The organism is Candidatus Nitrosocosmicus sp. FF01 (assembly GCF_047711275.1).
Classification (GTDB): Archaea; Thermoproteota; Nitrososphaeria; order Nitrososphaerales; family Nitrososphaeraceae; genus Nitrosocosmicus.
In genome coordinates this window covers 663,244-687,824 of sequence record NZ_JBLNIG010000001.1, presented here as the reverse complement: position 1 = coordinate 687,824, position 24,581 = coordinate 663,244, and the positions used below count along the sequence as shown (strand labels likewise).

Below are 24,581 nucleotides of genomic sequence, written 5' to 3'. Positions count from 1 at the left end.
TTTAACGCAACTATTTCTTGGTTCCGACATACTTTAAAGATTTGTGGTCAGTACTGCCTTTATACTTATTTGAAATTAAAAATATCCTAATCTAAAAAGGGTTAAAAAATTCGTATACGATTTGAAGTCATCTAATATTTTTATCATGAGTAAAATGTTTATCATTATGATCATCATTAATGATTTGTCATCTATTGTTATTTTGTTATTTCCATTCGTAAATACATATTATGATAATAACCTAACACTGACGAGTCTACCCCTACATTATGATACCGCATACTTGATGATGTAACTTCGGGGTTCAATATCTATTCCTAATATTGACTAGAAATATACTATCGGAAGTTAAATGGATATACATTTTATTAAACGCATGATTATTCCTAAAGATGATCGATGGAAGTTTGGTTAATAGTAAAAGGGTCTAGGTTGATGGCAATATCCTGTACATAGACCCACTGTAACTTAGAACATATAGATAGCCATCCAATCCCACCTCGATGTCAGTTATACCACCAAACCCTTGTCCAAACACCAGGGGTTGACTTTCACCGGGCTCATCTACTTCTTTATCTAATAATGCTTGCATATTTTCATTAAACCTGTCATCTACAAGTATGGCATTTCTCAAATCATTCTAAAACAAATCGGTATAGATATCCATTATTTATATCGCCAACAAACATATCATTTACATACTCACTACCCAGTTTATCTGAATCCAAGAAAGTAATATCGGTTATTCCTATGGTATTTACCCATACAAATTCCGGATCAGAATAATGACTATTTCCGAAGTATACCAAATTTTTTGGGTATAATTTCTCTGCATTTAAGGAATTACCATTCTTATCATTACCGTCATAATCTTCCCCATATCCTTGAATTTGTGACCATCCACTATTGAATCCGGCGGTAACAAGATTGATTTCATCTCCATAAGAGGCACCGTTCTCTGTATCCCATAAATTACCAGTTACAGGATCAAAATCCATCCCAAAGCTGTTACGAATACCCATAGCATAATAGAGATTCAACGGCGAACTTTCACCAAAGATAGGGGTATCGGATTCCACAATTTTTCCATCTTGTGTGATTCTCAGAATCCCACCTAAACCATTAGGGTCGGGCCCATCCGCGATATTTTGGGCCTGGGTTCTATGGCCTCCCACTTCTCCAACAATCAAGTATACATTGTTGTCAGGTCCGACAACTACCTTTCCTCCATTGTGATCAGTTCGACCTTCTTTAATTGGATCAGCGGGCAAATCAAGCAAAAGTAACGGATTTATCATTTTATCTTCAACTAATTCATACCGATATAGTCTATTGCCTAAAGGATCTACACCATTTTCAATGTCGCTTGCATCTTCGCCATTTCCGGATTCAGTGTAATAAAGGAAAGCATAGATTTTTCCAGAATAAGGGTCTTTAGAAACATCAATACCTAAAAGACCACGCTCTATTTGGGTGGCTACTGCTACGTCAATTACAGGCTCATCTATAATCTCTCCATTCACAATTCTTATGACTTTGCCGGTATTCTTTTCTGCTACCAATACATCATTGTCTCCAATAAAGGCCATGCTCGTAGGAAAATCTAGTTCATCAATCGACCATTTCGACTGCAAGACCATTATCTGCAAGTACAGGACCATCTGAGTGAGGAGAAGCTTTGGAATAAGCACCAATTGCCAGTGGCACAGAAAAGTATAACGGAAATATAAACAGAACGTTCAGACAAATAAATGACAAGAACAACAATAACATCTTATTGTTAGTAGAGGATGCTCCCATGAATTGTACAACAATAACAAACAATTATGAATTCAGAGACAATTCACAATAACAATAATACCTCATAATAATGTCGATTATCTATTTTTATTGGATAACAAGCCTGATTCAATTCCATTTTTTTCTACATCATTTATGATAGATGTAGGGAATAACTTTATGCTATTTACTCAGCATTTCTTGTTTTCACTTCTTTGTTACCTAGTGTTTAAAAATACAAGCATCCATGAGGCATCCTATAAACGAGATACCCAAATAACTGACTTGGAACATATCGGATCAAAGGTAATTACTGCCTCGCTCTCATATGGAGCATATAAACCGAACCTACGCTTGTAAGGGTCAACCCTAGCAGAAATGATATTCACAAGGTCATGTTATTATCATTTTTTAGACTTATTTATTATTTGTAATCGCATATTATTGCTTATGGTAATAAAGAAAGAATATGAATAACTGGATTATCTTTTGCGCAAATGAGTACAAGGGGGGATATATGGTGGATAAAAAAACTTGTACGTGATTTTTTTATCAATCAAATAAAGGTCAATTGGACCGCAAGATAATTCTCACTTCCACAGGTTTTGCCTCATCTCACCTTAAAGTATGAGTAGGATAATGGTTACCATTTAATTAAAATCAAAATACCTAGATATTCTCCTTTATTTTTTTGTGTTGCTACGTAGAATCTCGTAATTCACAACAAAATCAGAGAAAAATAAAATGTTATAATTTGTTAATATCCCAAGGAAAATTAATTATGGATCCTGTTCAAAGAACCTTATGAGCAATAACACTCTTAGCGTAGGAGAATATCTAATAGAAAAGCTTTACGACCTTGGTATAAGGCATGTCTTTGGGGTTCCAGGTGACTTTATAATTGGATTCTACTCTCAGCTTGCTAAGAGCAAGATCAAAATCATCAACATGTGTGATGAACAAGGTGCCGGATTTGCAGCTGATGCATATGCTCGGATGAACGGCCTAGGAGTAGTATGTATAACTTATTGCGTCGGAGGGCTCAAAGTTGTCAACCCCATTGCAGGTGGTTATGCTGAAAAGTCCCCAATTGTTGTAATAAGCGGGTCACCAGGCATAAAAGAGAGAAAAAAAGGGCCGCTAATTCATCATGTGGTAAAAGATTTTGATACCCAGCAAAGAATATTTGAACACGTAACGGTCTCTTCTACAGTACTCTACAATGTAGAAACAGCTCCACAAGAGATAGACAGGGTACTAAATTCAGCGTTAAAGCATAAACGTCCAGTTTACATCGAAATTCCAAGAGACTTGACATATTCATCAGTACAATCTGGTGATGGAAGAAGAAGTGGTGAGGAAGGAAGAGGGGAGGGGGAACATTCTGTAGCAGATAGTAAAAGAGATAATACCTCATTTTCTTCAAAGGGAATATATAAAGACAACTTTACTCCAGAAATGACGGAAGCCTTAAAGGAAGTAGCAGCCATGATAAATTCATCCAATAACCCCGTCATATTAGCTGGGGTAGAGTTACACAGATACCTAATACAGGATAAATTACTTTCCTTTGCAGAAAAGTTCCAAATACCTGTGGCGTGCACTCTTTCTAGCAAGTCAGTCATAAGCGAATTTCATAGGTTATACCTGGGATTGTATGAGGGGGCCATGGGACATGACTCTGTCAGAGAATACGTAGAGTCAAGCGATTGTCTGATCCTGTTAGGTGCATTTGTAACGGATTTAGATATAGGGGGACTTGCATCCAAACTAGATCAAGGTAGGACGATATCAATTACAAGCGAAAAAATAACCGTCAGGTACCACTCTTACGATGGTATAGATTTTATGGATTTTATTAACAAAATATCTGCATCAAAAGACATCATACCAAGGAAACAGGTACCCGTGTATTTTAAACACCTGTACGATCTAGAGTTTTTGCCTGAAAAAGATAAAAAAATTACGATTAGTAGATTATTTGAATGCTTAAATGCGTTCCTAAATGATGACATGATAGTTGTAGCAGATACAGGTGATGCACTTTTTGGGAGCACGGACTTGACGATTCATAAAAGGACCGAATTCCTATCTTCTGCCTTTTACGCTTCCATGGGATTTGCCATGCCAGCAAGTATCGGCGCTCAGCTGGCCAATCCTAAATTACGACCGGTTGTATTAGTTGGTGACGGAGCATTTCAAATGACGGGCATGGAAATTTCAACTGCATTTAGATACAATCTAAATCCCATAGTTCTTGTATTAAACAATAAGGGATATGGCACCGAGCGCTCTATTCTGGACGGAGTGTTTAATGATATCCCAATGTGGAAATACAATATAATACCGCAAATGCTTGGAGGAGACGGTAAGGGGTATAGTGTAGAAACGGAGGCAGAGCTAGCTGATGCATTGCTGGAGGCTGAAAAAAATACCAAAAGCTTTAGCATATTAGACATACATTTAGACCCATACGATAAATCTCCTGCTTTGCAGAGGCTTACGGAAAGTTTAAGAAAAAAAGCCCTTTGAAATGAATAAGAAATCATACGGTATAATTTTTAATAGTTTTTGGTAGACTGTTTCTACTATATTGCCAATGGAAAAAACTTAAGCACGACAAATAGATTTTGTATGATAAAATCTCCTCAATAGACTATTCATCAATATTTTTTAACCTCCAAATTGAAGATTACCAACTATTGATTATCTATCCCAGGAAGGAAAGAAAAGAAAAAAATCTTGTTTAGTAACAACAAAAAAATTTTTTCATAGGATCTCAGTGGTTTATTGGGTCACCCCAGAAATTGAAGAGAAGGTAATCCAGTCATCTCAATGATAATTTTCTATTGTCTTTATATTCTACATTTTGGTTTATTTAATATCAAATCTTGTGAAAAAATCATAATTATCAAAATCAATAACCCTAATCTATCGACATTTCTATCAATTTATATAAAACATTAGAATTTATATAATATGACTTTTTCAAATCCTCAAAATCAGATACCTAAAATGTTTATTGTTTATTGTACCTTGGCTGGATTTATTGCCGCTTGGGGAATCTCCGGATTACTGGTTATTATAGATTTTATTTCCCAAACTCCGCCTGGTTCCTTTTTTGGAGCAATTGGGGTATCGTTGGGTTACTATGACCCTATTACCGCACCACTTGTTGGATTCGCATTGCATATATTGACAGGTACAATCGCAGGCAATATATTCGGACAAGTATCTTTATTTTGGAAACGCATATCACCATATAACCCCAAACATGGCTTAAAAACTGGAATGATTTTAGGGGCTGTACTATGGGCCGTTTTGTTTGTTCCAGTTGCCGTAGTGGCTATCCAACCCATGTTAAATTCATTTAGTACTGGGACCACTCCAAATCAATACGTATACTCAATTGCCTCTAACTTTGATGATCTCTTTGGAATAATAATATTTGGTTCATTGATATTTCACTTAATCTATGGAGCATTATTGGGCTTTATGGCAGGAAAGATGATGGAGATAAAAGCATTTTCATTCCCCAAAACAGTTTGATGATTAATTCAAAAAGCATTACCAAAATTTGATAGTTGATTTTTGGAAAGTAATCGGCAAACAAGAAGGATATGCCCCAAAAACATTAACTTTGACAATGACGTTGTTTATCATAATTAGTACCTAGTAAAAAAAGAAAAATAGTGTGTGATAGTTACCTTTATTGTGTCTGTGTACCTGCAACCTGTGACCTTATTGCAGATAAAGTCTGGTCTATCTGGTATATTGCTAGTTTGTCGTCTCTTCCCAGCAATTCAAATTTTTGAAGAATAGTTTGAAACAGTGTCTCTTCCTCTGTCTGTTCGGTTACAAACCACTGTAAAAATGAATACGTTGAATAATCTTTTTCTTTAGCAGCTATATCTACTAGTTCATAAATCTCTTTTGTAACCTTACGTTCGCTTTCTAAGCCAAATTGAAAGGCAGATTCTAACGAGTTGAAACTTCCTGGTGGCTTTTCAATTCCAGGGATTACTGCCTCATATCCTGCGTTGTTCAAATAGTGGATGAATTTTAGCATGTGGTCCGTTTTCCTCAGCTGCTTGTTCAAAGAAGAATTTTGCACTTCCGTCATACCCTGTTCTTTCACACCACGATCCAATCGCGGTATAAGCATTTGAGGAAAACGCTTCATGAGAGATTTGTTCATTAATTGCTTTTATCATTTCTGGCGAAATTTGCATTAAACCTACTAGCAGTCGTAATGGCTATATTTTTTACTATCAAATAAACACAAATTGATACTAATTCATCCAGTTTCATAAGAAATTATTATATTGGTATGAGCTAGAGCGAATTAACAATCAATTTGACGCAAATAATTTGGGATCCAAACATAATTATGGAGAGCGTATACGATTTACCACACATGACTCAGATTGAGGCGTAAAAATTTTATAAACTTTATTCAGTCATGGCAACGCCCCAAATTCAATGTAGTACGGTACAATGTGATGGCTGTCTACCCCACCTTCCAGTACCAATGCTGTGCCCGACCAGAGGTTATTGTCTTCGGGCTGAGGTATGACTCTGTAAAAATCACCCCACTCATTGGTGTATGGAAAATTTGTACCATTCACAGCTGACATCATATTCCAGGTTACTTGACCCCCTTGAGATATATATCCAATGCCAACAAGATTATTAGGATAAGAAGTCTCGTTGTTTTCAACATAGCTGTATGCAGTTACTATTGCAAGAGTATTATTCTTAGGATAAACATTACCGTAAGATATGTGTAGGTTAGGATTCGTCAAGTATATTGGACCCAGATAACTTAAGTCACTAACATCAAATACTGCACCTTCGATATGAACCGTCTTAAAGCCATTTCCTATTGGCACGTTCCAGAGAAAGCCAACGGTATCTTGGTTAATCCATCCGGTAGTAATACGGCTATCTGATGATCTGCACCAATCAAATCGAATATCTAATGAACATTGGAATTGGTCCGAATTATTCCAATTATTTACTACATTGTCACTCCAATTAATAACGTTTGAGTTGTCTTTCCATTGATAAATCCTTATTATATCGATCGTTGGATCAGTATAATGAGTACCCCAATACATAGTACTTTGAGCTCCATTAACAAAGGTAAATACTCTGTTCTTAGAATCCGAGGATAGGTAAGACATAGGAATAGTAGAAGATCCAGAACTCAACAAGTCCCTATCAACGCGAACAACCAATGGCCCCTCAAATGTGGCGCCTTCTGCAGTAAAGTTACTAAACCTGTTTACACTAATATACAAGAACTTATCACTAAAGGATATCTGAGGATAATCAAATAGATTTTCAGTCCAATCAGCATTTAACATTTCTGCAGAGAGATCATACATTTCCCAATTGCTAGTATCCTTTGAAACACCTATCGATATATTATTAGTATAGCGACCATTATCAGTTTCAATAGGCAGATTCATCATACTCCATATAAAATTAACATTACGATCATCGTAGAGAAGATCCATGTCTCCTCCTATAGAGTTACATTTTTCTCTCAAGTTTACATATTCCCAGTTTTGAATTTCATTAATTGCTCTAACCATATAACATGTCCCCACTAGTAACGTTATATCGTCGCTCTTTGCAACAGAGGGTTCATTTCGATAATAAAGCTGATCTGAGGGTATTACCGTATTTAGTCCTATTTTATTAAGTATAGAAAGGTTGTTGTTTATTCCTAATTCCACAGTTGGTTCAATATGTATTGGATTCAAATTGTTTGGTGATATGGTCAAATTAGTACTACTAGTGTCCATTTCAGGCATGTTTCCAGACGAGTATAACTTTGTAGTAACGTTAGAATTTGATGAATCTTCAATTGCCCCTTCGCCAATTTTCTCTTCCAATTCAAAGAACATTTCTTTCTCCACACTCTCTTCAGCATACGAAGATACATTATCCATAGTGGAACTAGCCGTGCCCAATACAAGCGAATATGGCTTCAAATTTGAGGTAGATTGATTTGACAGAATCGTGTGGTTCGAACGATTATCATTCTGATCGCCGCTAAAACCATCAAGGTAATTAGATTCGAAAAGAAATCCAAAGATTCCACTAATTGAAAAAACTAACAAAGCAAATAATGCTTTCTTCATCTTGAATCAAAAAAAAGGGTTGGTTTAGCACTTTCCACAATAAACCTTGACTGCATCATCTCCCGGGATTACATAATACACGAGATATTTGCCTGTGAGTTCATCAACCAATAAAGTCGATGAATTAATGTTGGCACTACTGTTGCTTATTTGAACAGCAGGATCGAATGTCTGTCCCGCATCAGAACTTTCTGCAAGGAATACCTCGAATATATTTGGAGCAACCTCTTGTTCATATTTTAAGTATGTATATTCATGGCTTGAATCGATTTCTAAGTTACGTATAACTGAAGTAGAATTAGTAAGATCTTGTAAGGCTTCACTAAATGATTGGCCTCCATCTATGCTTGCTGCAGTGCTCAACTGGGTGGCTGATTTATTTGATAAACTATCTTGTTGTAACCATGAGCAGACTACATACCATCCTGTGCTCGTAGTACAATCTAAATTAGTGATAGTATCATTAGTTTTAATAAGTGTATTCGAACAATGATTCGTCAAATAATTGCTCTGGTTAATTGTGTCACTAACACAGTTTGTCATGTTACTTGACATCTGTGCTCCACTATATGGTAAGATATTTGTACCGTAGAAACCGACCAATCCTAATGCTAGGATTAGGACGATAAAAGAATATTTCATTCTCATAAAATTTGTTAATAATACACAAATATATAAGGTTTCAAGGTTTTAATGACAAATGGATACTATGTCACATTTATGACAATATATTCCATCACTGTGAATTCCTTTTTAGTGTCCAATTTCTCTTGTGCTGCTTCTGGTAATACCTAGGTATGATACAACAAATAATAACTAGATAACATGTGTAAATTCTTAAAAGAGAATTACTGAATCTCCATATTTATTGCCATATGTAATAACAAAAATTGCTCGTTTCCATGGAAAAGCATTTCAAGACAGTCGTTTGATCGCCATTTACATTATACTCAAATCTTTTCTATTTTTAAGGTTCTTGAATAATCCTGATAATTTGCACTTATTCGATTTACCTGGTCAAAAGTTATGTCTATTTCTCAACTTTTTTCTTTGATTTAATGACTTCTTCCAGAACCTCATTAACATAGTCTTTGATTTCATTTTCCGAAATAGACGGATAAATATTGTTAGATTTTGAAATTTCTTCGGATTTCAATTTGGAAAGTTCCAGTATATTTTTCTCCAATTCATGACGATTCTGAGCCAAACCCATGCTAGACAGGAATCTCGATTGGTGAAGTAATGATTTTCGAATGATACTCCGTAGCTCCACATCACGAGATACAGATACTGCTGAATTATATAGACCGGTAAATATCATAAACGATGCTATACCTACAAAAGAAACGTTAGCGAGGCCAAACGGAGGATAACCAGTTTGTATTACGGTAGCGAAGGCAGAAATAAAGTAAAATATGAAACCATATCCAGCGATTATTAAAGAATTACGTGCATTTTTATTTTCTCTCACAGACCGGGCAACAGAATAAAAACCTATCCCAATTATAATCCCTATAAGGGCAGCTGCATAATCATATGAAAGCCAAAATGACCATGCTTCAAGTGGAGTAGCTTGAGTGACAGGATTATTAGGGATAGCAGAATCAAATAAGATAGCATAAAAGTATATGAATACGAATATCGGCAATACAACCATCAACCCAAACCGAAGATATCCTACCCTCTTAGCGTGATGGATTAGTAATAGTAATGTCGCTCCCCATGTCACTACGAAATATCCAGCCATAGAATATAGCTGAATTAAAGAAATATAGTACATAAATGACCCATCAGCGAAATGAGTTTCAAAAAGTACTATAATACTAGGAGTAATAATATCAATCTCTCTTTCGATTGCAATTACATATTCAAAGTATACCAAAGAAACAAATGCATTGGTAGCTATCAATACGCTAGCAACACCAAAGAAGAAAGTTACTATATTTTTGCTCATCAAAAACCATCTAAATAATCTTACAGCAAGAATTATCATCAAAATAGTTGCGGTTCCATAACTAATGGCAGATGCTATCATAAGTTCTACCTTATGGTAGTTAAAAAACATGAGAATTTGAAAAATTATTACGACCATAACGACACTTAGTACAATATGTTCAAACTGAATTTGAAAATGAGGTGAATATCTTTTAGCCATCAGGATACCAATTTCCTTCGGGAAATAAGGATGATTCAATATTATGAACGGGGCAATCACAAAAATTATTCCAATTGCAATAAATAACCATATGCCATACGCAGAGACAGAAAATTCGAATATTATATCAGAAAGCACATGGATAGAAGTGTCGGCTATCAGTGCAATATACAAGGATATAAGAGCAATATACAAAAAAATTTTTTTATGAAATATATCATTTTTGAAAATGACTCCCAAATCTACCCTGCTATGATTATGGAGATACTTGTAATTATCTTTTTCAAACAAAATTTGGTAATGAGGTATTCGCTGAAATCTTTTCTATCCATATATCAGGAATATTTATTTCATGTTGTAAATTAAAAATTAAGAAAGAATTATTTCTAGAACAATATACTTTTAAATTTTAAGATTGGCAAAAAGCATTCTTTTTCAAATCAATATAAGAGGTCGCCAAAATGATTTTCATATTTCAAAATTGATTAGTGCTTCACTATGTCTTAAATCGTCATTTTCCAGATAATATAATTTATGCACCAATATTTTAGAATCAAAATCGAAACTAACATGGCCGATGTTATTTCTTGCTAGAACAGGTAAAGAACATTGTCCCTTTGGTTTGATGAGTAATCGATGCTCAGTCCATGTCGAGTTCGAGAGGTTTGGTCCACTTTTATCTCTCTTTAAAAATTTTACGAGATTAGATAAAATTAACTTAATTTTTTCTAATATTGATTTATCATCTCCAATTTTTGAAAAGTGAATTGTATGTTTACGGCAAACGTCATAATTGAAAATACTCTGATGACCACTTATGTCGGGAAGTCTCTTAAAATAATCGTAATTGAAATTATGATTGTTTGAACTCTTTTTTTTCATCGCTTTTCTAAATATAAATTCCTTTGAAACGATAACTTTATGTACCAAGTTGAGAATCAAAATAGCCACAACCCTATTTGTCAAGCTGTTACTCCTAAAAGGACTGCTCGTCAATTGAGCAATAGGCATCACGGATTTTTCTTTTGTTCTACGTATTTCTATCTGTAAATGATCCCATTTGACGGGGCAGGTTTGAGATGATCAAAACTGGGCCTTCATAGTAAATGCATAATGAACATCACCTGACAAAAAAATACAATAGAGCAGGATCAAAATTACTAGCTAAATATATTAGAAATTTTGCGAACCCTATTTCATTGGCTCTCCATGTTTCCAAATCCCATTTATATGAACCAGAAATGGATGTCAGGAACCGTTGGACACTCTCGGCAAGTTCAAATCCGAATACGGGTGTTGGGGATATGATTATCAGTGGATCGCGATTTTTGTATCCGGACTTTTCTAAATTTGATTTTAAGTATTCGAGTGCATCCTCACTTAAGAGATGAGGCGGTCCTTCTTCGTCAACAAATGTTCTTTGAGTACGACAATCAAGAAATACGGATAATAGATTAATAGGTGCAACAAAGGTCCAATTTTTGGACATAAGAATATTCTTTTCCAAATCACGAATCATGCTTGAATCCAGAGCGATCATTTTTTGGATCAAAGGACGACCCAGATTGTTTTATTAGAGATGTATCTGGCAGTCCGTCCCTTGAAAATCCTAATTGCTTTTTTAAGTTTAGATAATGTTTTATCTTCTCAATAAAATAGTCATCAAATGAATCAGGATCGTTTCCCCATGCCTGAAAAGCCCAGTATGCTAATAAGCCGTTGGAAATTATTTGGTTGCCACAACTACTTTTATCAACTTCATCGCACCATTTCTTATTTATGTTCCAATCATCGGTAATTTCATGGTCATCACAGATCATATATGTTGGGATATTAGCCAAGAGCCTCCGAACACCGGCAAGACTTCGACGACTCTGTTCTAACTCTTTTAATTCATTGATATATTTTTTAAGTTCAGATGAATCCAATGAATTTTTCATTGCTTGCTGCTCAAATTGTTCTGGCCAATTCTCTTTGTTCCAAGCAAGCAGATACATTGCAGCAAATTCACCAAAGCCTAGTAAATGATTATCTCCTACGTCAGTAGAAAAATTAGCGTATTTTTGAACTATTTCCTTGCGCTCACCAGTACCTAGTTGGCCCAGTTTTTTTTCTATTCCGTCCAAAGATTCTTCCCAGCCCAAAAGGTTGGATGAAAGTGTTTTTATGAAGGTTATCAGTGGTGCAGCTACATTGTCTGCATAAATTTGATCGCCTATCAGAAAAAGCGCACTAGGTCTTTTGTTTAGATCATAAAAGAAATCTCCCATGAGTTTGTCTCCGATAATGAGACTATCTTCATCATCCCCATGCAACTTGCGACAAGATCCATATAACAAATTAAGATAAGAAACATCCTCTCTATCAGCAATAAAAAAGATTGGCAAAGCAGGGTAATTGTATCCATTTTTATAGTTGTCATAGTGCTCAGCGGAAGGGGACGCACCGTCACCTCGAGAATATATAATACTATTTTCTCCAGATAACAACCCTAAATCCTTTAGAGAAATAGTTTCTCTAATTCCTGTTTCAGAGTCAGATATCAGTTCCAAGTCATAAGCAAGCAACTCATTTGTAGGAAAGCCTAGAGATTCAGAGTCTTTAATTAAAACCTCTTTATCGTGTGTTCGATGCAAAGGTTTTGCAATTATCAAATTTATGAATAATTTATCTCCGAGCTGCAATGGAGAATTGTTGCCTTCACCTACTAATTGTAAATTCGGCGAGGATTCTGGAATTATATCCACACTATCTGGTGGGATAATTTCACTTGAATTCACTTGGCCTCCATTCACAAGTCCACATAGTCTAAATATTCTTAATCTGGCTTGGACTTTTTTACTTGTTGCTATCCAAACACATACTTTGGATTTTTCGACCCTACGGAGTATTGGTCCAGCTAACAACAGAGGAATATCAAAATCCACTTTTTTAGACTGATTGTAGATGTTCATCTCTTTATACCAAGGATCGCCGAAATTCTAAATCTTCTACCTTTGTATTTTCTGAAACATCTGACGTGCTATTATTTATGAGGGTACTAGAAACTAGGTAGAAAACAATGTTTAGGTTCAAGATGAATTCCAGTTAAACTAAGGATATTAAAGAATTTATCTGTTCAAATATGAAGTATAGCGAGTATTCGAAGCTTCGGCTACTTTAGAACAAAAGAAATCCTACTAATCTTAATGACTTAGATAGTACCTTTTGATCAAGGCCAAAAAACTCTATTTTCCAAGATATTTCAATCAGAATTAGTTTAACCTCAGATGAAGAAAAGAACTATATTTCTATTGACTAAATAATCCATTTTTAAAATAATCAATATTAAATATTTTGAGGATCATTAGAGAATATGAAAAAACAACTAAATATTACGAGCTACTCTGGATTTTCAATCCTTTGTTTGTTGATATCGGCGATAATTTTTGTGCCAGGCATTAACTTTGCAAGTGCACAAACCAATAACAATAGCAGCAGTAATCAAACCATTACCATTTCAGATGATTTTGCAAGTTCTGACGATCTTGTGTCATCCAACGGAACATTAACCCTATCAAATAGTTCAGTTCCATTGCATAAAGAAAATCCGAATTACTATAAAGATACTAGCGGATATCTTGTATATCCAGAAAATATATCGACGCAAGGAGGAGGAGGAGGAGGAGGACAATGAGTCAACTTCAAAACTACCAGGTGTAGTCATGATCCATGAATGGTGGGGCTTAAATGACCAAATCAGAAATATGGCTGATGAACTTGCCAAAGAAGGATACGCAGTATTGGCAGTAGACCTATACAATGGCAAAGTAGCTGCCTCTCCAGATGAGGCTATGAGTATGGTAACAGCCGCTAGAGACAATCAAAATGAATCGAATTCCAACATGATGGCAGCAGTAGATTACCTAAAGTCCTTGGATATTGTTGACTCTTCAAAGATAGTCTCAGTTGGTTGGTGCTTTGGAGGAGGTCAAGCTCTCCAACTCGCATTAAATGCTGATCAGGCTAATCCTATGGCTGCAACTGTGTTATACTATGGTAATTTGGTAACTGATCAACAACAACTTTCAAAGTTAAAGGGACCTGTTTTAGGAATATTCGGCAGCGAAGACCAATCTATTCCTGTTTCAGAAGTCAATAAATTTGAAGAAGCATTAAATGCTAACAACATTACAAACGAAATCTATGTTTATGAAGGAGTAGGACATGCTTTCGCTAACCCAACGGGAGAAAGTTTCGCACCTGCTGAGCTAAAAGACGCATGGCAAAAAACTGTTGAATTTTTGAATTCTCACGTAAAGAATGGATAAATCAATCCGTCACCACAATTTTTTCTGTGATCCTACAAGATAAATCAATGTTACATTCTACAACTGATATCCATAGAGATTTCTTTCTGAAATAATATATTACACATTACAAGGAGATATTTTGAATGCTTGTTCTCATATCTTTCTTTGTAATGTTTGTTGCCAGTACGTTTCCATTTCTTTCGGGATTTACTTTAGAGAGCTGGGCGCAGTCAAATTCAGAATTTGAATCAAGATTAATTTTTGGAAACACTACTGCTGTAAACGATAACTATACTATTGGAATAAATGACAATTTAGTGGTTTCCCTTGCGTTAATTGATACAAAAATCTCTGATCAAATTCTCCGCGAAGACGGAATCCACTTTATATCAGTAGTCTGTCCGATTCGTTCTCCTGTGGTCGTGTCACCAGTAACTAGTTCTATAAATTCGGATGAACTCACTCAATCCACCAATCTGACACAGATAGATGGTATAGTTTATTGTCAAGCAAGCAACATTTCTGACATAAAGTCTAAAAAAAGTATTAATGAACAGCTAATAGACGCTAAACTCGCAACATTTGATAGTAAGAATTGTAACAACCAGACTTTTGCTTATCCGCCACCATCTAGAATAGAAAATTGCTAATAATCTGAATACTAGTACTATTTCGTGTAACCCATGTATATTATAAACATTAACAAGAACAAATCTCAGTTGTTACCATATTTTAACATGATTTTTTTTACTTCCCCGTCACTTACCTGATCAAAACTTTGGTAAAACTGTCCAACTGCAGAGAATTCTATTTTTGGATAAAGTATCAAAAGTTTGTCTACTATTTCTTTTAGTATAGTTATGGTTTTATCATTGGCTGGTGCAACAGGGACTGCTACGATAAGTTATTTACATTTGAAATTATTTTTGATCCACTTTGCTGAAGCAATGATGGTGGCACCTGTAGCCATACCATCATCAACAAGTAATATCACCTTTTCATCAAATTCCCGCTCATAAGAAACCTTTCCTCTAAACAATAACAATCTGCGATTAATTTCCTTTCGATGAAATTCTATTTCCTTGTTCAAGTAATCGCTGCTGACTTGAAAAAGTTGCACAAATCCATTATTGACAAAATATTCGCCATCTGGTATAACTGCCCCGATAGCAAATTCCTTGTTAAACTCAGACATGATTTTTCTAGATATCAAGACATCTAATTGGCATCCCAATTTTTTGGCAATCATTTCTGCCAATATGATGCCACCCCTTGGAATGGCGACCACGATCAAGTCATCGACATTAAAGGGGGGATATCAGCACTTTTTAATTTTTCTTCAAGCTTTTTGGCCAGTTCCATCCTTGCATGTTCGCGGTCTCTAAATAAGGCAATCACAGATATCTTCCTCCCTCTCTATTACATTGCTTTTTGACATCAAATTTTATTAAGATCACTATAATTTTCGTGAATATCATCAGCTTGGGATACTATAAAGTCAAGTGTGTATCAAATTCATAGGACTAGAGAACCGTTGACCTAAATTTGTATAAGCTCAGAGAGCGAGCAGAATTGCATATACCCATCACAAAATACTAATTCAAGAAAAAATACAAAAAAACATGGAAGAAATTTTTGATACTATGGATGTCCTGTTGGAACTTGACAAAAAAGACTCTAACTATTTTTCAGACTTTTTACTCAATGATAGTTTTGAAGCAGGTATCTTAAAACTTTCTCCAGGTCAGAAAGATATCCAAGGTCCACACAGTGCAGATGAAATTTATTTTGTGATAGAGGGAAACGGATTTATTAAAATCCTTCAAAAGGATTATAAGATCAAAAAAGGATCTTGCATCTTTGTTCCTTCCAATACAAAGCACCATTTTCACGGAAATGAATGCGATCTTGTAGTTTTGTACGTGTTTAATGTGTCGGGTCAATGATTCATAACATATTGATAAAATGATCCTTCGCGTACCTCAGAAGTACGAGTCAGTGCGGCGACATCATATCAGCAATTCTTGTTACCCGTGCTTCAGGATCATACCTGTTTACAATCTCAGATAGAGGCATCCTGTCACCACCAACAATTTTTATGTCAATTTTTAGTGATTTACCTTCATCCATATCTATAATGTTGTAGGTATCCTCAAATACTCCACGGTATCTCCAGGAACAGGCTGTTCCTGCATATGCGATCTTCATTGTCCCCAAATCCCAAAGCCATGGTCGATGCTTGTGACCGCAGATAACTAGATCAACATTGTTAGCCTGGCAGGTCCTTAAAACATCACCAGCATCAGATATTCCGACTACATTTGTGTATCCGGTATCAGGAATGGCTATAAGATGGTGGTGCATTGCTACAATTTTTCGTATTGTTTTAGGATTGCCTGTTTCTTTTCCCTTTGAATCACGTGAAGTTCCATACTTTTTTAAAACTTTATTTAGCCACAGATTCTGTCTATAACCTACTTCCCCTTCATCCCGATCAGCTCTTGCTGTTCCTACTGTGGTAACTATTACTCTCTGGTCCTGATTGGATGGATCGTTGAATTTGTAAACCTTTGCTCCCGACGGGCTAGCAATAGGAAAAAATTCTCTAAAAAGCAGATATCCAGTATGTCTATAATCGTGGTTGCCAGGAAATACAATCATGTTTTTACACTTGAACTTACTTAGTTCACGTTTGGCTTGTTCAAATTGAAAATACAATCCATCATCTGTCAGGTCGCCTGAAACTATTAGCACGTCGGGTCTTAGGTCTGTGTTAACTTCCCTCACCAAGGTATCGAAAGTCTCTTGCTTAAACAGACCACCAATATGTAAATCAGATATTTGTATAATTCTCAAATTGATTTTCTAACTCGCATCTATACACTAATAAACTTTGAATAAAAGGCTGAGCACGTATCATGGTTTTTTAAACATTGGTTTTGGAATTGTTATTTTTATTGGATGCCTAAAAGCAGAATGTACCAGTATAAATTCGCCTTTATGCAATTTGCTTACGACTGACTTTGTGACATCATCTATCATAGAATATGAACCTGTTGTCAGTTCCGATAATCCCAGTTTAGCAAGCACATGAAGACCAGTATTTTCATTTATTCCAGGGTCAATCTGACTCTTAAATTGCTGAGCAGAAAAAAGGATGCAATGTCTAGACTTTCCAGTTATTAGAGTTTTAAACAATTCTTCGCCTACCGTGGACCGGCTGCCACTACTACCACTATTGCCTGCAAGAGAGCTGCTACCACTACCCCCCATGCCGCTTCCACTTGCAATTCGATGGGGAAGAAATCTATTAACTTCATCGAGCAGGATTACAATATACTTTGGTTTTTTCTTGTTTTTTCCCCTATTCTCACTCAAAATAATAGAACCGGATTCTTGATCACTTTTTGCATTCAAAGGATATGAGTCAGCTTCTCCCATCGAATACATTTCATCTATAGTTTTCATAACATCACCTACTACAAAGGCCTGTTCCTCCAGTGTAGAAAGCATGGCAATGTCTATCACCATCACTTCATTTTTTTTCAACCGCTTGATTTCATTACCCAAATATGTACTAGTCACTTTTTTATCCACAAAGAGGCTGGCAGGTTTGCGAAATCGTTGTATCATTCCTTGAAACTTTAATAGTGTAGATTTGTGCGTTATTATCTCTTCAGGATAACCATCAAAACTAGAAAGATCGGTCCAATTCATTAATCGTCTGGGAGCAGTTGCATCCACAGTATCAACCGACAATGGCCATGTTTCATAAATATAATTCAATATTGCCGCAATATTATGTCGCGTGTCAACCATAAAATCAGAAGAAAAAAGCAAGTCTAGTCTATCGTAAACATCGGCTAATTCGTAAGAATAAGTCGTTACATTTTTTTCCGGTACATGTGCTGAATTTGGTCTACCATTTCTGCCACGAGGCAGAAAATATTTAACATTACGAAAAGGTTTCAAATCTAAACGAAGAGAATCTAATAATTGCTGATCCTCTTCTGAAATCTCCTTTTCTCTATCTTTATCAACGTACAACAGATCTTTTTCTTTTGTATTGAACATGATTATTGAAACTCCTTCATCGTCAAGCTTGTTATGTATTACTTGCAATAGAAACAGCAAGTAACTAGTTTTCATGTTACCTGATATGCCTGTAGCATTTACATGAGTTGTATCGGGTCCAAACAAGTAGGTAACATCCAAGTCGATAGGTATCTTAGTATTATTTGTCATGGTAATTAATCCAGCGGGAATTGGATTTTCCATTTGAGGGATTCCAAGGGCGATGCGCACCTCCTTTTCGCTCGCAAAATAAATTAGTTTGCCTTCTTGGACAGGCATATTGATAGGAGGTGATTTGACTTTTTTTACGGCTTTTTTTGAATCGATCCGTCCGGGCTTATTGAGAGATTTTTTTTCAGCAGAAGGAAAATTGGCCATTACGTCAACGTTAGCAACTGTAATTCCCGTGTTAAGAGAATCTTGCTGATTTATAACCAATTTTGATTCCAAAGGATACTGTTTAATTGGTAACGCATTCATATCTAAAAATATACGTCTGATTTCTTTGACTATGCCTATGGTAGTAGTATCATGAATATTTTCAACTTTAACAAAATCAAATGGGTTAAGAAGGGTATTAGGGTTTACAACCATCCAAAAGTTATCTATGGTATTTGATAATTTTTCGGAAATAAAACTCAAGCCAACTGCTGATTTGACATCATTCATGTAATCTATTTTGTGAACAAAATTTATAACAATGAAACCAACGTTGTGATTATATTTCTTATATCCATTGCAATGGGAAAAATGGATTAGGTTTTTGTTCTTCGTATTTTGTCATTAAAAGATTGGAGAAAACGCTTTAAGAGAATATGAATTCTTATTCTTAAGGAAAGTCCCTTTAGAAAAAATGTAGCGGATAATTTTTCTCAAGATTCTTAGCTTAATTTGTCTACTAAATTAGATATTGATCTTGCACATCAACTATTTAGACACTAACTTTAACACAGACATAAAATGAAGTTTGTTGTATTGATGAACAGTATTAGGATTCTTACATTCACTGTCGTATGTTTGGCATTAGTAGTCTTGTTTTTTGGATACCAGGTTTATCATTTAAACAATAATTTGTCTTTTCTAACATCCAATTTGGTAATAAACCAAGAAAGTAACCTAAATGGAGATTATCAGATTGGTCAACAGACAGGCAGTAATGAGGTAGCTGAGCAATCGGGTGGCGGTAATGAGACGGGTGAAGTAGCAGGAGGAGGAGGAGGAGGAGGAGGAAGCGATAGTGAGGAGAGCGGTGGGGTAGAAGGGAGCCAGACACAGGCAACTTCTGAGGACCCGATAACAAGTGCTTTGTTTCCTGATCCTTCTGCCTTGTTATCTGTTTTTGTAAGAACAACAATAATAGCACTTTTAGTGTTTGCTATAGTCAAATGGTTAGGTGGTAAAGGAATTGGACAGTTGTCCCCATTTGGACTGTTGATTGTAGTAGGGTTGGGATCAGCAATTGGTGACCCGATGATATACAATGAAGTATCTATCCCCCAGGCAATGGTAGCTGTTATAATAGTTGTTGTTTTCTTCAAAATAATTGATTACTTAACTTTAAAAAGCAAGAGATTCAGAGAATCAGTAGAACCGCATCCTATTCTCTTGGTGGACTATGGACAAGTAAGCAAAAAAGGACTAGAAAAAGCAAAAATGGATAAGGAAGAATTTGAAGTAGAAATGCGACTTGCCGGAATTGAAAGAGAAAGCGAAATTAAGTTTGCACGCCTGGAACCAAACGGAAAGATCAGTTTTATACTAAGAAACAAAGAAAAAAACAAGGATATAGATTGACTTTGGAGAAGAATTAAGTTCACTAAAGTATTTGATTTGCGTATTACTCTAACTTGATATGTGAATCGTTATCATACATCCCTTTTTCTAGAAGGTAGTGATGAATGATTAACCACCTGAACCCATAGTTGAATAAATTTTTTTTGATGAATAAATGTAAATTTTGCCATCATACCACAATCGGATCACACCTGCGAAACCAAATTAAATGAATGAAATAAAATATTTGTATAAACTATTTAACAACCAAGACAGGACAGTGGGCATAGGTAACAACTGATGTGGCAGTACTTCCTAAGAGTAATTTTTTGAATCCAGTCCTTCCTTTAGTACCAACTACAATCAAGTCTACATTCTGTTCCTCTGCAAATTCCAGTATTACATAATCGACAGGTCTTGTACTGTTAATAAGCTCAGGTTTCAAGTCGACTCCCATGGATGCAGCGTTTTGTACAAAATTATCAAACCATGTTTCAGAGTCTTTGGTACCTGCTGCCGATTCATCTTCAACCAGACCCTTTCCTATTACCTGTTTTTGAGTCAACTTGTCTTGAGTTGGTATGTAAGTAACAGTTACTGCAAATAATCTAGAACCATACAATTTTGCCAGTTCTAATGCATATTCCGCTGCTTTAAATGAATGTTCAGATCCGTCAATGGCAACCAAGATATTAGAAATTTTCCTATTTTGGTAAGCCGCATTTGTAGCCATGTTTGGTTTAAGAATTGATTGATATAAAAAGAAAGTGGGGCCATATTCTCACCATTTTGAATCATTAAATCATTAAGGACGATTGATTTAATTTAACAACATTTTTTTACTAGGCAAAAATACTGCATGCGGGTCTTACTCTTGTTCCAAAGAGAAAAAGTTTAGGGAGGGAAATTGTCGGGCTATTGAAATCCGTATCTGATTCATAATTTCTTTTGATACCACCGTTTGAACCAATACGAAACACGATTTATCATATTACTTGTCGATAAATTCGTTAGATTAAATAATTCTCTACAGGTCCTTTTATTATATTGAAAAATGCTGATGATGATATAAAATTCGTGGTAGTAGTGAGAAAAGATTTAGGAATGGGAGTTGGAAAAATTGCTGGTCAAGTAGGACATGCTTGCAGCTCCGTTGTCTGGGAAAATCCAAATCGGGTAGCAAATTGGATTAGATATGGCAACCAAAAAAAGGCGATTCTAAAAGTACAATCAGAAAGCGAACTTGTAGAAATAATTAAGAAGGCTCAGGCATATGGTATCGTTACTACTATTATTAGAGACGCAGGCAAAACCCAGATTGAACCAAATACAATGACCTGTTGCGGGTTTGGTCCAGACTCATCGGCAAAACTTGACAAGTTAACAGGACATCTCAAACTTTTATGATTTTTGGACTGATTATTACGACGAAATGTAAATGATTAATCGGTAATATTCTATTCTTGCTGCCCAGGGAATTAACTGAAATCTAGATACTTTATAAAGGTAGATTGATTCCAGCACAAAATGATGAATCTACGTACAATGCTGCCTGAGAATTGATTTGTAAAAATCAAAATGTGGATTTTGCAAAATCAACCACCTCTATTTTCTATAATGAACTGCATAAGAATTTTCTATGGTAGAATTCAAATCCTTTTTAAATTGACTGTTTATCAAAGTCCCATAAACAACCAAATCTCTAGCATAGCTATCTAATCTTTTAATCAATTGTTTGTTTATTAATTGACGCTTTTCGTTAAAGTCAGTACTAGAGTTTATAGATATTCCATAAGGTAAACTCCATCCATAACATTGTCTTATTGCTGTTCTCATTTGATCCATAACAGTTAACCCCTTTTCATGAGACGAACAAAGATAACCAAACGTTTTGCCAGCAAATTCAGACCAGAAATAATCCATAAAATTTTTCAGTGAACCTGCCATAGATCCGTGGTAATCCGGTGTAGCAAAAATGAAGGCGTCGGCCCAACTGACCATTTTAGTAGCTTCCTTTATGAAGGGGTTGTCGTTATCGGTTTCCGGAGAGTATATGGGTAAAGGATTATCAAACAGGTTTAATAATTTGGCTTTTCCACCGTTTTGATTAACCTTGGATAAAACGATTCTTAATGTTTCAGTTCCGTACGATTCTTTTCTCATGCTTGAACCTACTCCCAATACGTGGAGCCCAGTTTGCTCGCTAACTTCACCATCATTAAATTTAATAATAGAATAATTCTTGTTCACATAAATGATTAGTTTAATTAATTTATAAACATATCAGTTTACAAATTATATAAATTCTCAATTGTGTATGTTATTAACAAAGTTAACGACTTGATCAGAGATCAGATTTTTTCTGTTTTATACTAAATTTGCAGATAGAATCGCCTTTTGCGGCCCTATGAGTAGCTTTTATTTCGGCGTCTAACACTTTTTCAAATAGCTCTGTTTCTATTGAACACGCCTCCCAGTGTTTTTCAGCGATCATAATTATAGGACAATTGTATTCTAACAAGATATGACTATCGGTTTTCTTGCCTGTTTTTTTTGATTCGGCAATATAACCTTCCTCATCTCTCAACCTAGCGAGACTCTTTACCTTCTCTTCGAAATCGAGATTCTTCAAAATCTGATGATACTTTTCTAGCAATTCGCTTTGTCTCTCTCTTAAAACAGCCTCAACTGCAAGTTTTCCTAGATTTTTTTCTATATAGTCAAGCGCAAAGGTAGCTATTTGGCCATAAGCCTTTGGAAAAATAGATTTACCGCTGTTGGTCAACGAATAGCACATTATTGGCCTACCAACACCTCTTCTAACCTCTGAGCTTTGAACTAAACCACGGTCCTGCAAATCTGTCAAATGCTTGTGCACACCCATTCTGGAAATTTTCATCCTCTTAGATAAATCCTCTAGGCCAGCACTCCCAAGAATCTTTAGAATATATAATAATCTTCGTTTAGGATCCGATTGATTAAGATATTCTGAGTCAAGATTCATGTCTGCTACATTACATCCATATCATATAGGATTTATAAACAATAATGTTTATCAATTGTTTTAATGAATTCTCGGCAATAGGAGGTAACATATTGCTTATATATCCATGAATAACCTAAACAAATATCTAAAATCTTATTAGAATATAGAGATAAAATTGGATTTCAAATTAAAATTAAAAATTACCCCTATTCCAATGAAAGTTTAAAAAAGGTACGTATTAAATTGTAATAGAGTTGAACGTAACAAAACCACAGTTAGGAGTTATTATAGCTTTAGCTATTGTTACGATTATTTTATTATTTTTCTATTTTAATGGATTTTTCATGGGACAACAGGAAAAAGAACAAACGTCAATAGAACCGCAAAGAATAACGACTCCCGAAGGACAAGATCAATTTGGTGTAAATGAAATTTATCCAACCAAAGAGGGCGGCCGAGAGTGGTTCATTAATATGCAAAATCCCAAAGAAGACGACACATTTTCTATGTCATCAGAGGTACCTATTCTCAGGAGCGCAATAGATAACGAAGCATGGCTAATTAATGATACTCAAATACGAATGAATGTAATCACACCCCAGGGAGAAGAGCCTTGGAGAGATATTGAGATGACTGGCTACTTCAAAATTAGATCTATTTACGACCCTAATTCACCAGGCCAAGAGCAAGAAGGTAATGGGAATGGCAATGAAGGTACTTTAGTTCCCGACTTGACAATGAGAGCGCGTGGCGGGGAACATAGTAGTGATAACCCTTGTGAAGGTACAGCATTAAATGGTGGAATTGACGTTCTCAAAAGACAAGCATCATGGAAAAAAGAGATTTGGCATACTGGTGGATATACAGATTCTAAAGGTACAACGACTGCTTTTGAATCACCATTGCTAAATCATTGGATTGGATGGAAGGTCGTTATGTACAATATCAATAACAACACAGGTGTTAAAATGGAATCATATGTCGATGTTAACAATACCAATGAATGGGTGAAGGTAAACGAGGTAACTGACGAAGGTGGGTGGTTTGCGAATAGTTCGGATGAAGTTTTCAATAGTGCAAACTGCGGAAAGAGCAAAGATTATGTGATCACCAATTCAGGCCCTATTGCCACATTCAGAGCAGATAATTTAGCTTTTGATTTTAAGAACCTAAGTATTAGAGAAATTAACCCTGCATAATCAGTTTAGAACAGAAAATCACACAACCAAACAGCTAAAGATCATTACTTTATGTGCATTCTAGTTACAAGAGTGCGAAGTTTGATAGACGCTTAACATGTTTTAGCAAGTCACTTTTTTGGTAATCGTATTTTAGCAGTTTAACCATTTATTTTATCTTTCCACATCCAA

The 24,581-nt window shown here is 35.5% G+C and carries 27 protein-coding genes; 10 read left to right on the top strand and 17 right to left on the bottom strand.

Annotated features, from left to right (window positions below):
- Positions 1-427: 427 nt before the first annotated feature.
- The 3 genes from ACMT7R_RS03765 to ACMT7R_RS03755 are packed head-to-tail and all read right to left on the bottom strand — an operon-like array spanning position 428 to position 1,800.
- Positions 428-634 (bottom strand): hypothetical protein, encoded by a 207-nt coding sequence (locus ACMT7R_RS03765; RefSeq protein WP_415310092.1) that lies wholly within the window; start codon positions 632-634, stop codon positions 428-430.
- Between the two features lies 1 nt (position 635).
- Positions 636-1,640 (bottom strand): PQQ-dependent sugar dehydrogenase, encoded by a 1,005-nt coding sequence (locus ACMT7R_RS03760; protein WP_415310091.1) that lies wholly within the window; start codon positions 1,638-1,640, stop codon positions 636-638.
- Positions 1,612-1,800 (bottom strand): hypothetical protein, encoded by a 189-nt coding sequence (locus ACMT7R_RS03755; protein ID WP_415310090.1) that lies wholly within the window; start codon positions 1,798-1,800, stop codon positions 1,612-1,614. The genes ACMT7R_RS03760 and ACMT7R_RS03755 overlap by 29 nt, the downstream gene beginning before the upstream one ends.
- Positions 1,801-1,890: 90 nt before the next feature.
- On the opposite strand from ACMT7R_RS03755, the gene ACMT7R_RS03750 reads away from it, so the two are divergent.
- The 3 genes from ACMT7R_RS03750 (at position 1,891) to ACMT7R_RS03740 (ending at position 5,328) form a co-directional block, all read left to right on the top strand.
- A complete protein-coding gene (locus tag ACMT7R_RS03750) occupies positions 1,891-2,139 on the top strand; it encodes a hypothetical protein (protein ID WP_415310089.1) in 249 nt (82 codons plus the stop codon).
- A 444-nt stretch (positions 2,140-2,583) separates the two neighbouring features.
- Positions 2,584-4,311, top strand: coding sequence for an alpha-keto acid decarboxylase family protein (locus tag ACMT7R_RS03745; protein WP_415310088.1), 1,728 nt, complete (start codon positions 2,584-2,586; stop codon positions 4,309-4,311).
- 447 nt (positions 4,312-4,758) lie between these two features.
- Complete coding sequence (locus tag ACMT7R_RS03740) at positions 4,759-5,328, top strand: hypothetical protein (RefSeq protein ID WP_415310087.1); 570 nt, start codon at positions 4,759-4,761, stop codon at positions 5,326-5,328.
- 160 nt (positions 5,329-5,488) lie between these two features.
- Here the strand turns inward: ACMT7R_RS03740 and ACMT7R_RS03735 are convergent, their stop codons facing one another.
- The 8 genes from ACMT7R_RS03735 to ACMT7R_RS03700 all read right to left on the bottom strand — a co-directional run bounded on the left by ACMT7R_RS03735 (position 5,489) and on the right by ACMT7R_RS03700 (position 13,040).
- Positions 5,489-5,848 carry a ferritin gene (locus ACMT7R_RS03735; protein WP_415310086.1) on the bottom strand — a complete coding sequence of 120 codons (360 nt, stop codon included), beginning with the start codon at positions 5,846-5,848 and terminating at the stop codon, positions 5,489-5,491.
- Positions 5,808-6,011 carry a ferritin-like domain-containing protein gene (locus tag ACMT7R_RS03730; protein ID WP_415310085.1) on the bottom strand — a complete coding sequence of 68 codons (204 nt, stop codon included), beginning with the start codon at positions 6,009-6,011 and terminating at the stop codon, positions 5,808-5,810. Before ACMT7R_RS03730 ends, ACMT7R_RS03735 begins: the two co-directional genes overlap by 41 nt.
- 228 nt (positions 6,012-6,239) lie before the next feature.
- Positions 6,240-7,931 carry a hypothetical protein gene (locus tag ACMT7R_RS03725; protein ID WP_415310084.1) on the bottom strand — a complete coding sequence of 564 codons (1,692 nt, stop codon included), beginning with the start codon at positions 7,929-7,931 and terminating at the stop codon, positions 6,240-6,242.
- Positions 7,932-7,955: 24 nt separating this feature from the next.
- Entirely contained in the window at positions 7,956-8,573 is a 618-nt protein-coding gene (locus ACMT7R_RS03720) for a hypothetical protein (protein ID WP_415310083.1), read from the bottom strand.
- A 388-nt stretch (positions 8,574-8,961) separates the two neighbouring features.
- A complete protein-coding gene (locus tag ACMT7R_RS03715) occupies positions 8,962-10,326 on the bottom strand; it encodes a hypothetical protein (RefSeq protein ID WP_415310082.1) in 1,365 nt (454 codons plus the stop codon).
- Between the two features lie 228 nt (positions 10,327-10,554).
- Positions 10,555-11,052, bottom strand: a complete 498-nt coding sequence (locus ACMT7R_RS03710) for a hypothetical protein (protein ID WP_415310081.1) — start codon at positions 11,050-11,052, stop codon at positions 10,555-10,557.
- Between the two features lie 154 nt (positions 11,053-11,206).
- Entirely contained in the window at positions 11,207-11,605 is a 399-nt protein-coding gene (locus tag ACMT7R_RS03705) for a hypothetical protein (protein ID WP_415310080.1), read from the bottom strand.
- Positions 11,595-13,040, bottom strand: a complete 1,446-nt coding sequence (locus ACMT7R_RS03700) for a hypothetical protein (protein ID WP_415310079.1) — start codon at positions 13,038-13,040, stop codon at positions 11,595-11,597. The genes ACMT7R_RS03705 and ACMT7R_RS03700 overlap by 11 nt, the downstream gene beginning before the upstream one ends.
- A gap of 401 nt (positions 13,041-13,441) precedes the next feature.
- Here ACMT7R_RS03700 and ACMT7R_RS03695 point away from each other — a divergent pair, with 401 nt between their 5' ends.
- The 3 genes from ACMT7R_RS03695 (at position 13,442) to ACMT7R_RS03685 (ending at position 15,028) form a co-directional block, all read left to right on the top strand.
- A complete protein-coding gene (locus ACMT7R_RS03695) occupies positions 13,442-13,762 on the top strand; it encodes a hypothetical protein (RefSeq protein WP_415310078.1) in 321 nt (106 codons plus the stop codon).
- Positions 13,707-14,396 (top strand): dienelactone hydrolase family protein, encoded by a 690-nt coding sequence (locus tag ACMT7R_RS03690; protein ID WP_415310077.1) that lies wholly within the window; start codon positions 13,707-13,709, stop codon positions 14,394-14,396. The genes ACMT7R_RS03695 and ACMT7R_RS03690 overlap by 56 nt, the downstream gene beginning before the upstream one ends.
- A 125-nt stretch (positions 14,397-14,521) precedes the next feature.
- On the top strand, positions 14,522-15,028 hold the full coding sequence (locus tag ACMT7R_RS03685; RefSeq protein WP_415310076.1) for a hypothetical protein: 507 nt from the start codon (positions 14,522-14,524) through the stop codon (positions 15,026-15,028).
- A 254-nt stretch (positions 15,029-15,282) separates the two neighbouring features.
- Here the strand turns inward: ACMT7R_RS03685 and ACMT7R_RS03680 are convergent, their stop codons facing one another.
- Positions 15,283-15,666, bottom strand: coding sequence for a phosphoribosyltransferase family protein (locus ACMT7R_RS03680; RefSeq protein WP_415310075.1), 384 nt, complete (start codon positions 15,664-15,666; stop codon positions 15,283-15,285).
- Positions 15,667-16,021: 355 nt separating this feature from the next.
- On the opposite strand from ACMT7R_RS03680, the gene ACMT7R_RS03675 reads away from it, so the two are divergent.
- Positions 16,022-16,324: a cupin domain-containing protein gene (locus tag ACMT7R_RS03675; RefSeq protein ID WP_415310074.1), complete on the top strand. Its 303-nt coding sequence runs from the start codon at positions 16,022-16,024 to the stop codon at positions 16,322-16,324.
- Between the two features lie 49 nt (positions 16,325-16,373).
- On the opposite strand, the gene ACMT7R_RS03670 is transcribed toward ACMT7R_RS03675, so the two are convergent.
- Positions 16,374-17,234, bottom strand: a complete 861-nt coding sequence (locus ACMT7R_RS03670) for a metallophosphoesterase family protein (RefSeq protein WP_415310073.1) — start codon at positions 17,232-17,234, stop codon at positions 16,374-16,376.
- Positions 17,235-17,294: 60 nt separating this feature from the next.
- On the bottom strand, positions 17,295-19,121 hold the full coding sequence (locus ACMT7R_RS03665) for a hypothetical protein (protein ID WP_415310072.1): 1,827 nt from the start codon (positions 19,119-19,121) through the stop codon (positions 17,295-17,297).
- Positions 19,122-19,430: 309 nt separating this feature from the next.
- On the opposite strand from ACMT7R_RS03665, the gene ACMT7R_RS03660 reads away from it, so the two are divergent.
- Complete coding sequence (locus ACMT7R_RS03660) at positions 19,431-20,246, top strand: DUF421 domain-containing protein (RefSeq protein WP_415310562.1); 816 nt, start codon at positions 19,431-19,433, stop codon at positions 20,244-20,246.
- A gap of 235 nt (positions 20,247-20,481) precedes the next feature.
- Here ACMT7R_RS03660 and ACMT7R_RS03655 read toward each other — a convergent pair whose 3' ends face one another.
- Positions 20,482-20,958 (bottom strand): universal stress protein, encoded by a 477-nt coding sequence (locus tag ACMT7R_RS03655; protein WP_415310071.1) that lies wholly within the window; start codon positions 20,956-20,958, stop codon positions 20,482-20,484.
- Positions 20,959-21,272: 314 nt separating this feature from the next.
- On the opposite strand from ACMT7R_RS03655, the gene pth2 reads away from it, so the two are divergent.
- A complete protein-coding gene (gene pth2 / locus ACMT7R_RS03650) occupies positions 21,273-21,632 on the top strand; it encodes an aminoacyl-tRNA hydrolase (protein WP_415310070.1) in 360 nt (119 codons plus the stop codon).
- Positions 21,633-21,830: 198 nt separating this feature from the next.
- On the opposite strand, the gene ACMT7R_RS03645 is transcribed toward pth2, so the two are convergent.
- Positions 21,831-22,475, bottom strand: coding sequence for an NADPH-dependent FMN reductase (locus ACMT7R_RS03645; RefSeq protein WP_415310069.1), 645 nt, complete (start codon positions 22,473-22,475; stop codon positions 21,831-21,833).
- A gap of 94 nt (positions 22,476-22,569) precedes the next feature.
- Positions 22,570-23,229 (bottom strand): helix-turn-helix transcriptional regulator, encoded by a 660-nt coding sequence (locus ACMT7R_RS03640; RefSeq protein ID WP_415310068.1) that lies wholly within the window; start codon positions 23,227-23,229, stop codon positions 22,570-22,572.
- Between the two features lie 236 nt (positions 23,230-23,465).
- Between ACMT7R_RS03640 and ACMT7R_RS03635 the strand changes: the two genes are divergently transcribed.
- The gene (locus tag ACMT7R_RS03635) at positions 23,466-24,410 is read left to right on the top strand and encodes a hypothetical protein (protein WP_415310067.1); all 945 of its coding nucleotides are present in this window, start codon (positions 23,466-23,468) and stop codon (positions 24,408-24,410) included.
- Positions 24,411-24,581 lie beyond the last annotated feature (171 nt).

Excerpts from the sequence above, each read along its gene's own strand:
- ACMT7R_RS03640 (WP_415310068.1), bottom strand. The coding sequence starts at position 23,229 with ATGAATCTTGACTCAGAATATCTTAATCAATCGGATCCTAAACGAAGA.
- ACMT7R_RS03755 (WP_415310090.1), bottom strand. The coding sequence starts at position 1,800 with ATGGGAGCATCCTCTACTAACAATAAGATGTTATTGTTGTTCTTGTCA.
- ACMT7R_RS03695 (WP_415310078.1), top strand. The coding sequence starts at position 13,442 with ATGAAAAAACAACTAAATATTACGAGCTACTCTGGATTTTCAATCCTT.
- ACMT7R_RS03655 (WP_415310071.1), bottom strand. The coding sequence starts at position 20,958 with ATGGCTACAAATGCGGCTTACCAAAATAGGAAAATTTCTAATATCTTG.
- ACMT7R_RS03660 (WP_415310562.1), top strand. The coding sequence starts at position 19,431 with ATGAACAGTATTAGGATTCTTACATTCACTGTCGTATGTTTGGCATTA.
- ACMT7R_RS03745 (WP_415310088.1), top strand. The coding sequence starts at position 2,584 with ATGAGCAATAACACTCTTAGCGTAGGAGAATATCTAATAGAAAAGCTT.
- ACMT7R_RS03705 (WP_415310080.1), bottom strand. The coding sequence starts at position 11,605 with ATGATTCGTGATTTGGAAAAGAATATTCTTATGTCCAAAAATTGGACC.
- ACMT7R_RS03675 (WP_415310074.1), top strand. The coding sequence starts at position 16,022 with ATGGATGTCCTGTTGGAACTTGACAAAAAAGACTCTAACTATTTTTCA.
- ACMT7R_RS03730 (WP_415310085.1), bottom strand. The coding sequence starts at position 6,011 with ATGCAAATTTCGCCAGAAATGATAAAAGCAATTAATGAACAAATCTCT.
- ACMT7R_RS03665 (WP_415310072.1), bottom strand. The coding sequence starts at position 19,121 with ATGAATGATGTCAAATCAGCAGTTGGCTTGAGTTTTATTTCCGAAAAA.
- ACMT7R_RS03760 (WP_415310091.1), bottom strand. The coding sequence starts at position 1,640 with ATGGTCTTGCAGTCGAAATGGTCGATTGATGAACTAGATTTTCCTACG.
- ACMT7R_RS03740 (WP_415310087.1), top strand. The coding sequence starts at position 4,759 with ATGACTTTTTCAAATCCTCAAAATCAGATACCTAAAATGTTTATTGTT.
- ACMT7R_RS03735 (WP_415310086.1), bottom strand. The coding sequence starts at position 5,848 with ATGCTAAAATTCATCCACTATTTGAACAACGCAGGATATGAGGCAGTA.
- ACMT7R_RS03725 (WP_415310084.1), bottom strand. The coding sequence starts at position 7,931 with ATGAAGAAAGCATTATTTGCTTTGTTAGTTTTTTCAATTAGTGGAATC.
- ACMT7R_RS03685 (WP_415310076.1), top strand. The coding sequence starts at position 14,522 with ATGCTTGTTCTCATATCTTTCTTTGTAATGTTTGTTGCCAGTACGTTT.
- ACMT7R_RS03700 (WP_415310079.1), bottom strand. The coding sequence starts at position 13,040 with ATGAACATCTACAATCAGTCTAAAAAAGTGGATTTTGATATTCCTCTG.
- ACMT7R_RS03720 (WP_415310083.1), bottom strand. The coding sequence starts at position 8,573 with ATGAAATATTCTTTTATCGTCCTAATCCTAGCATTAGGATTGGTCGGT.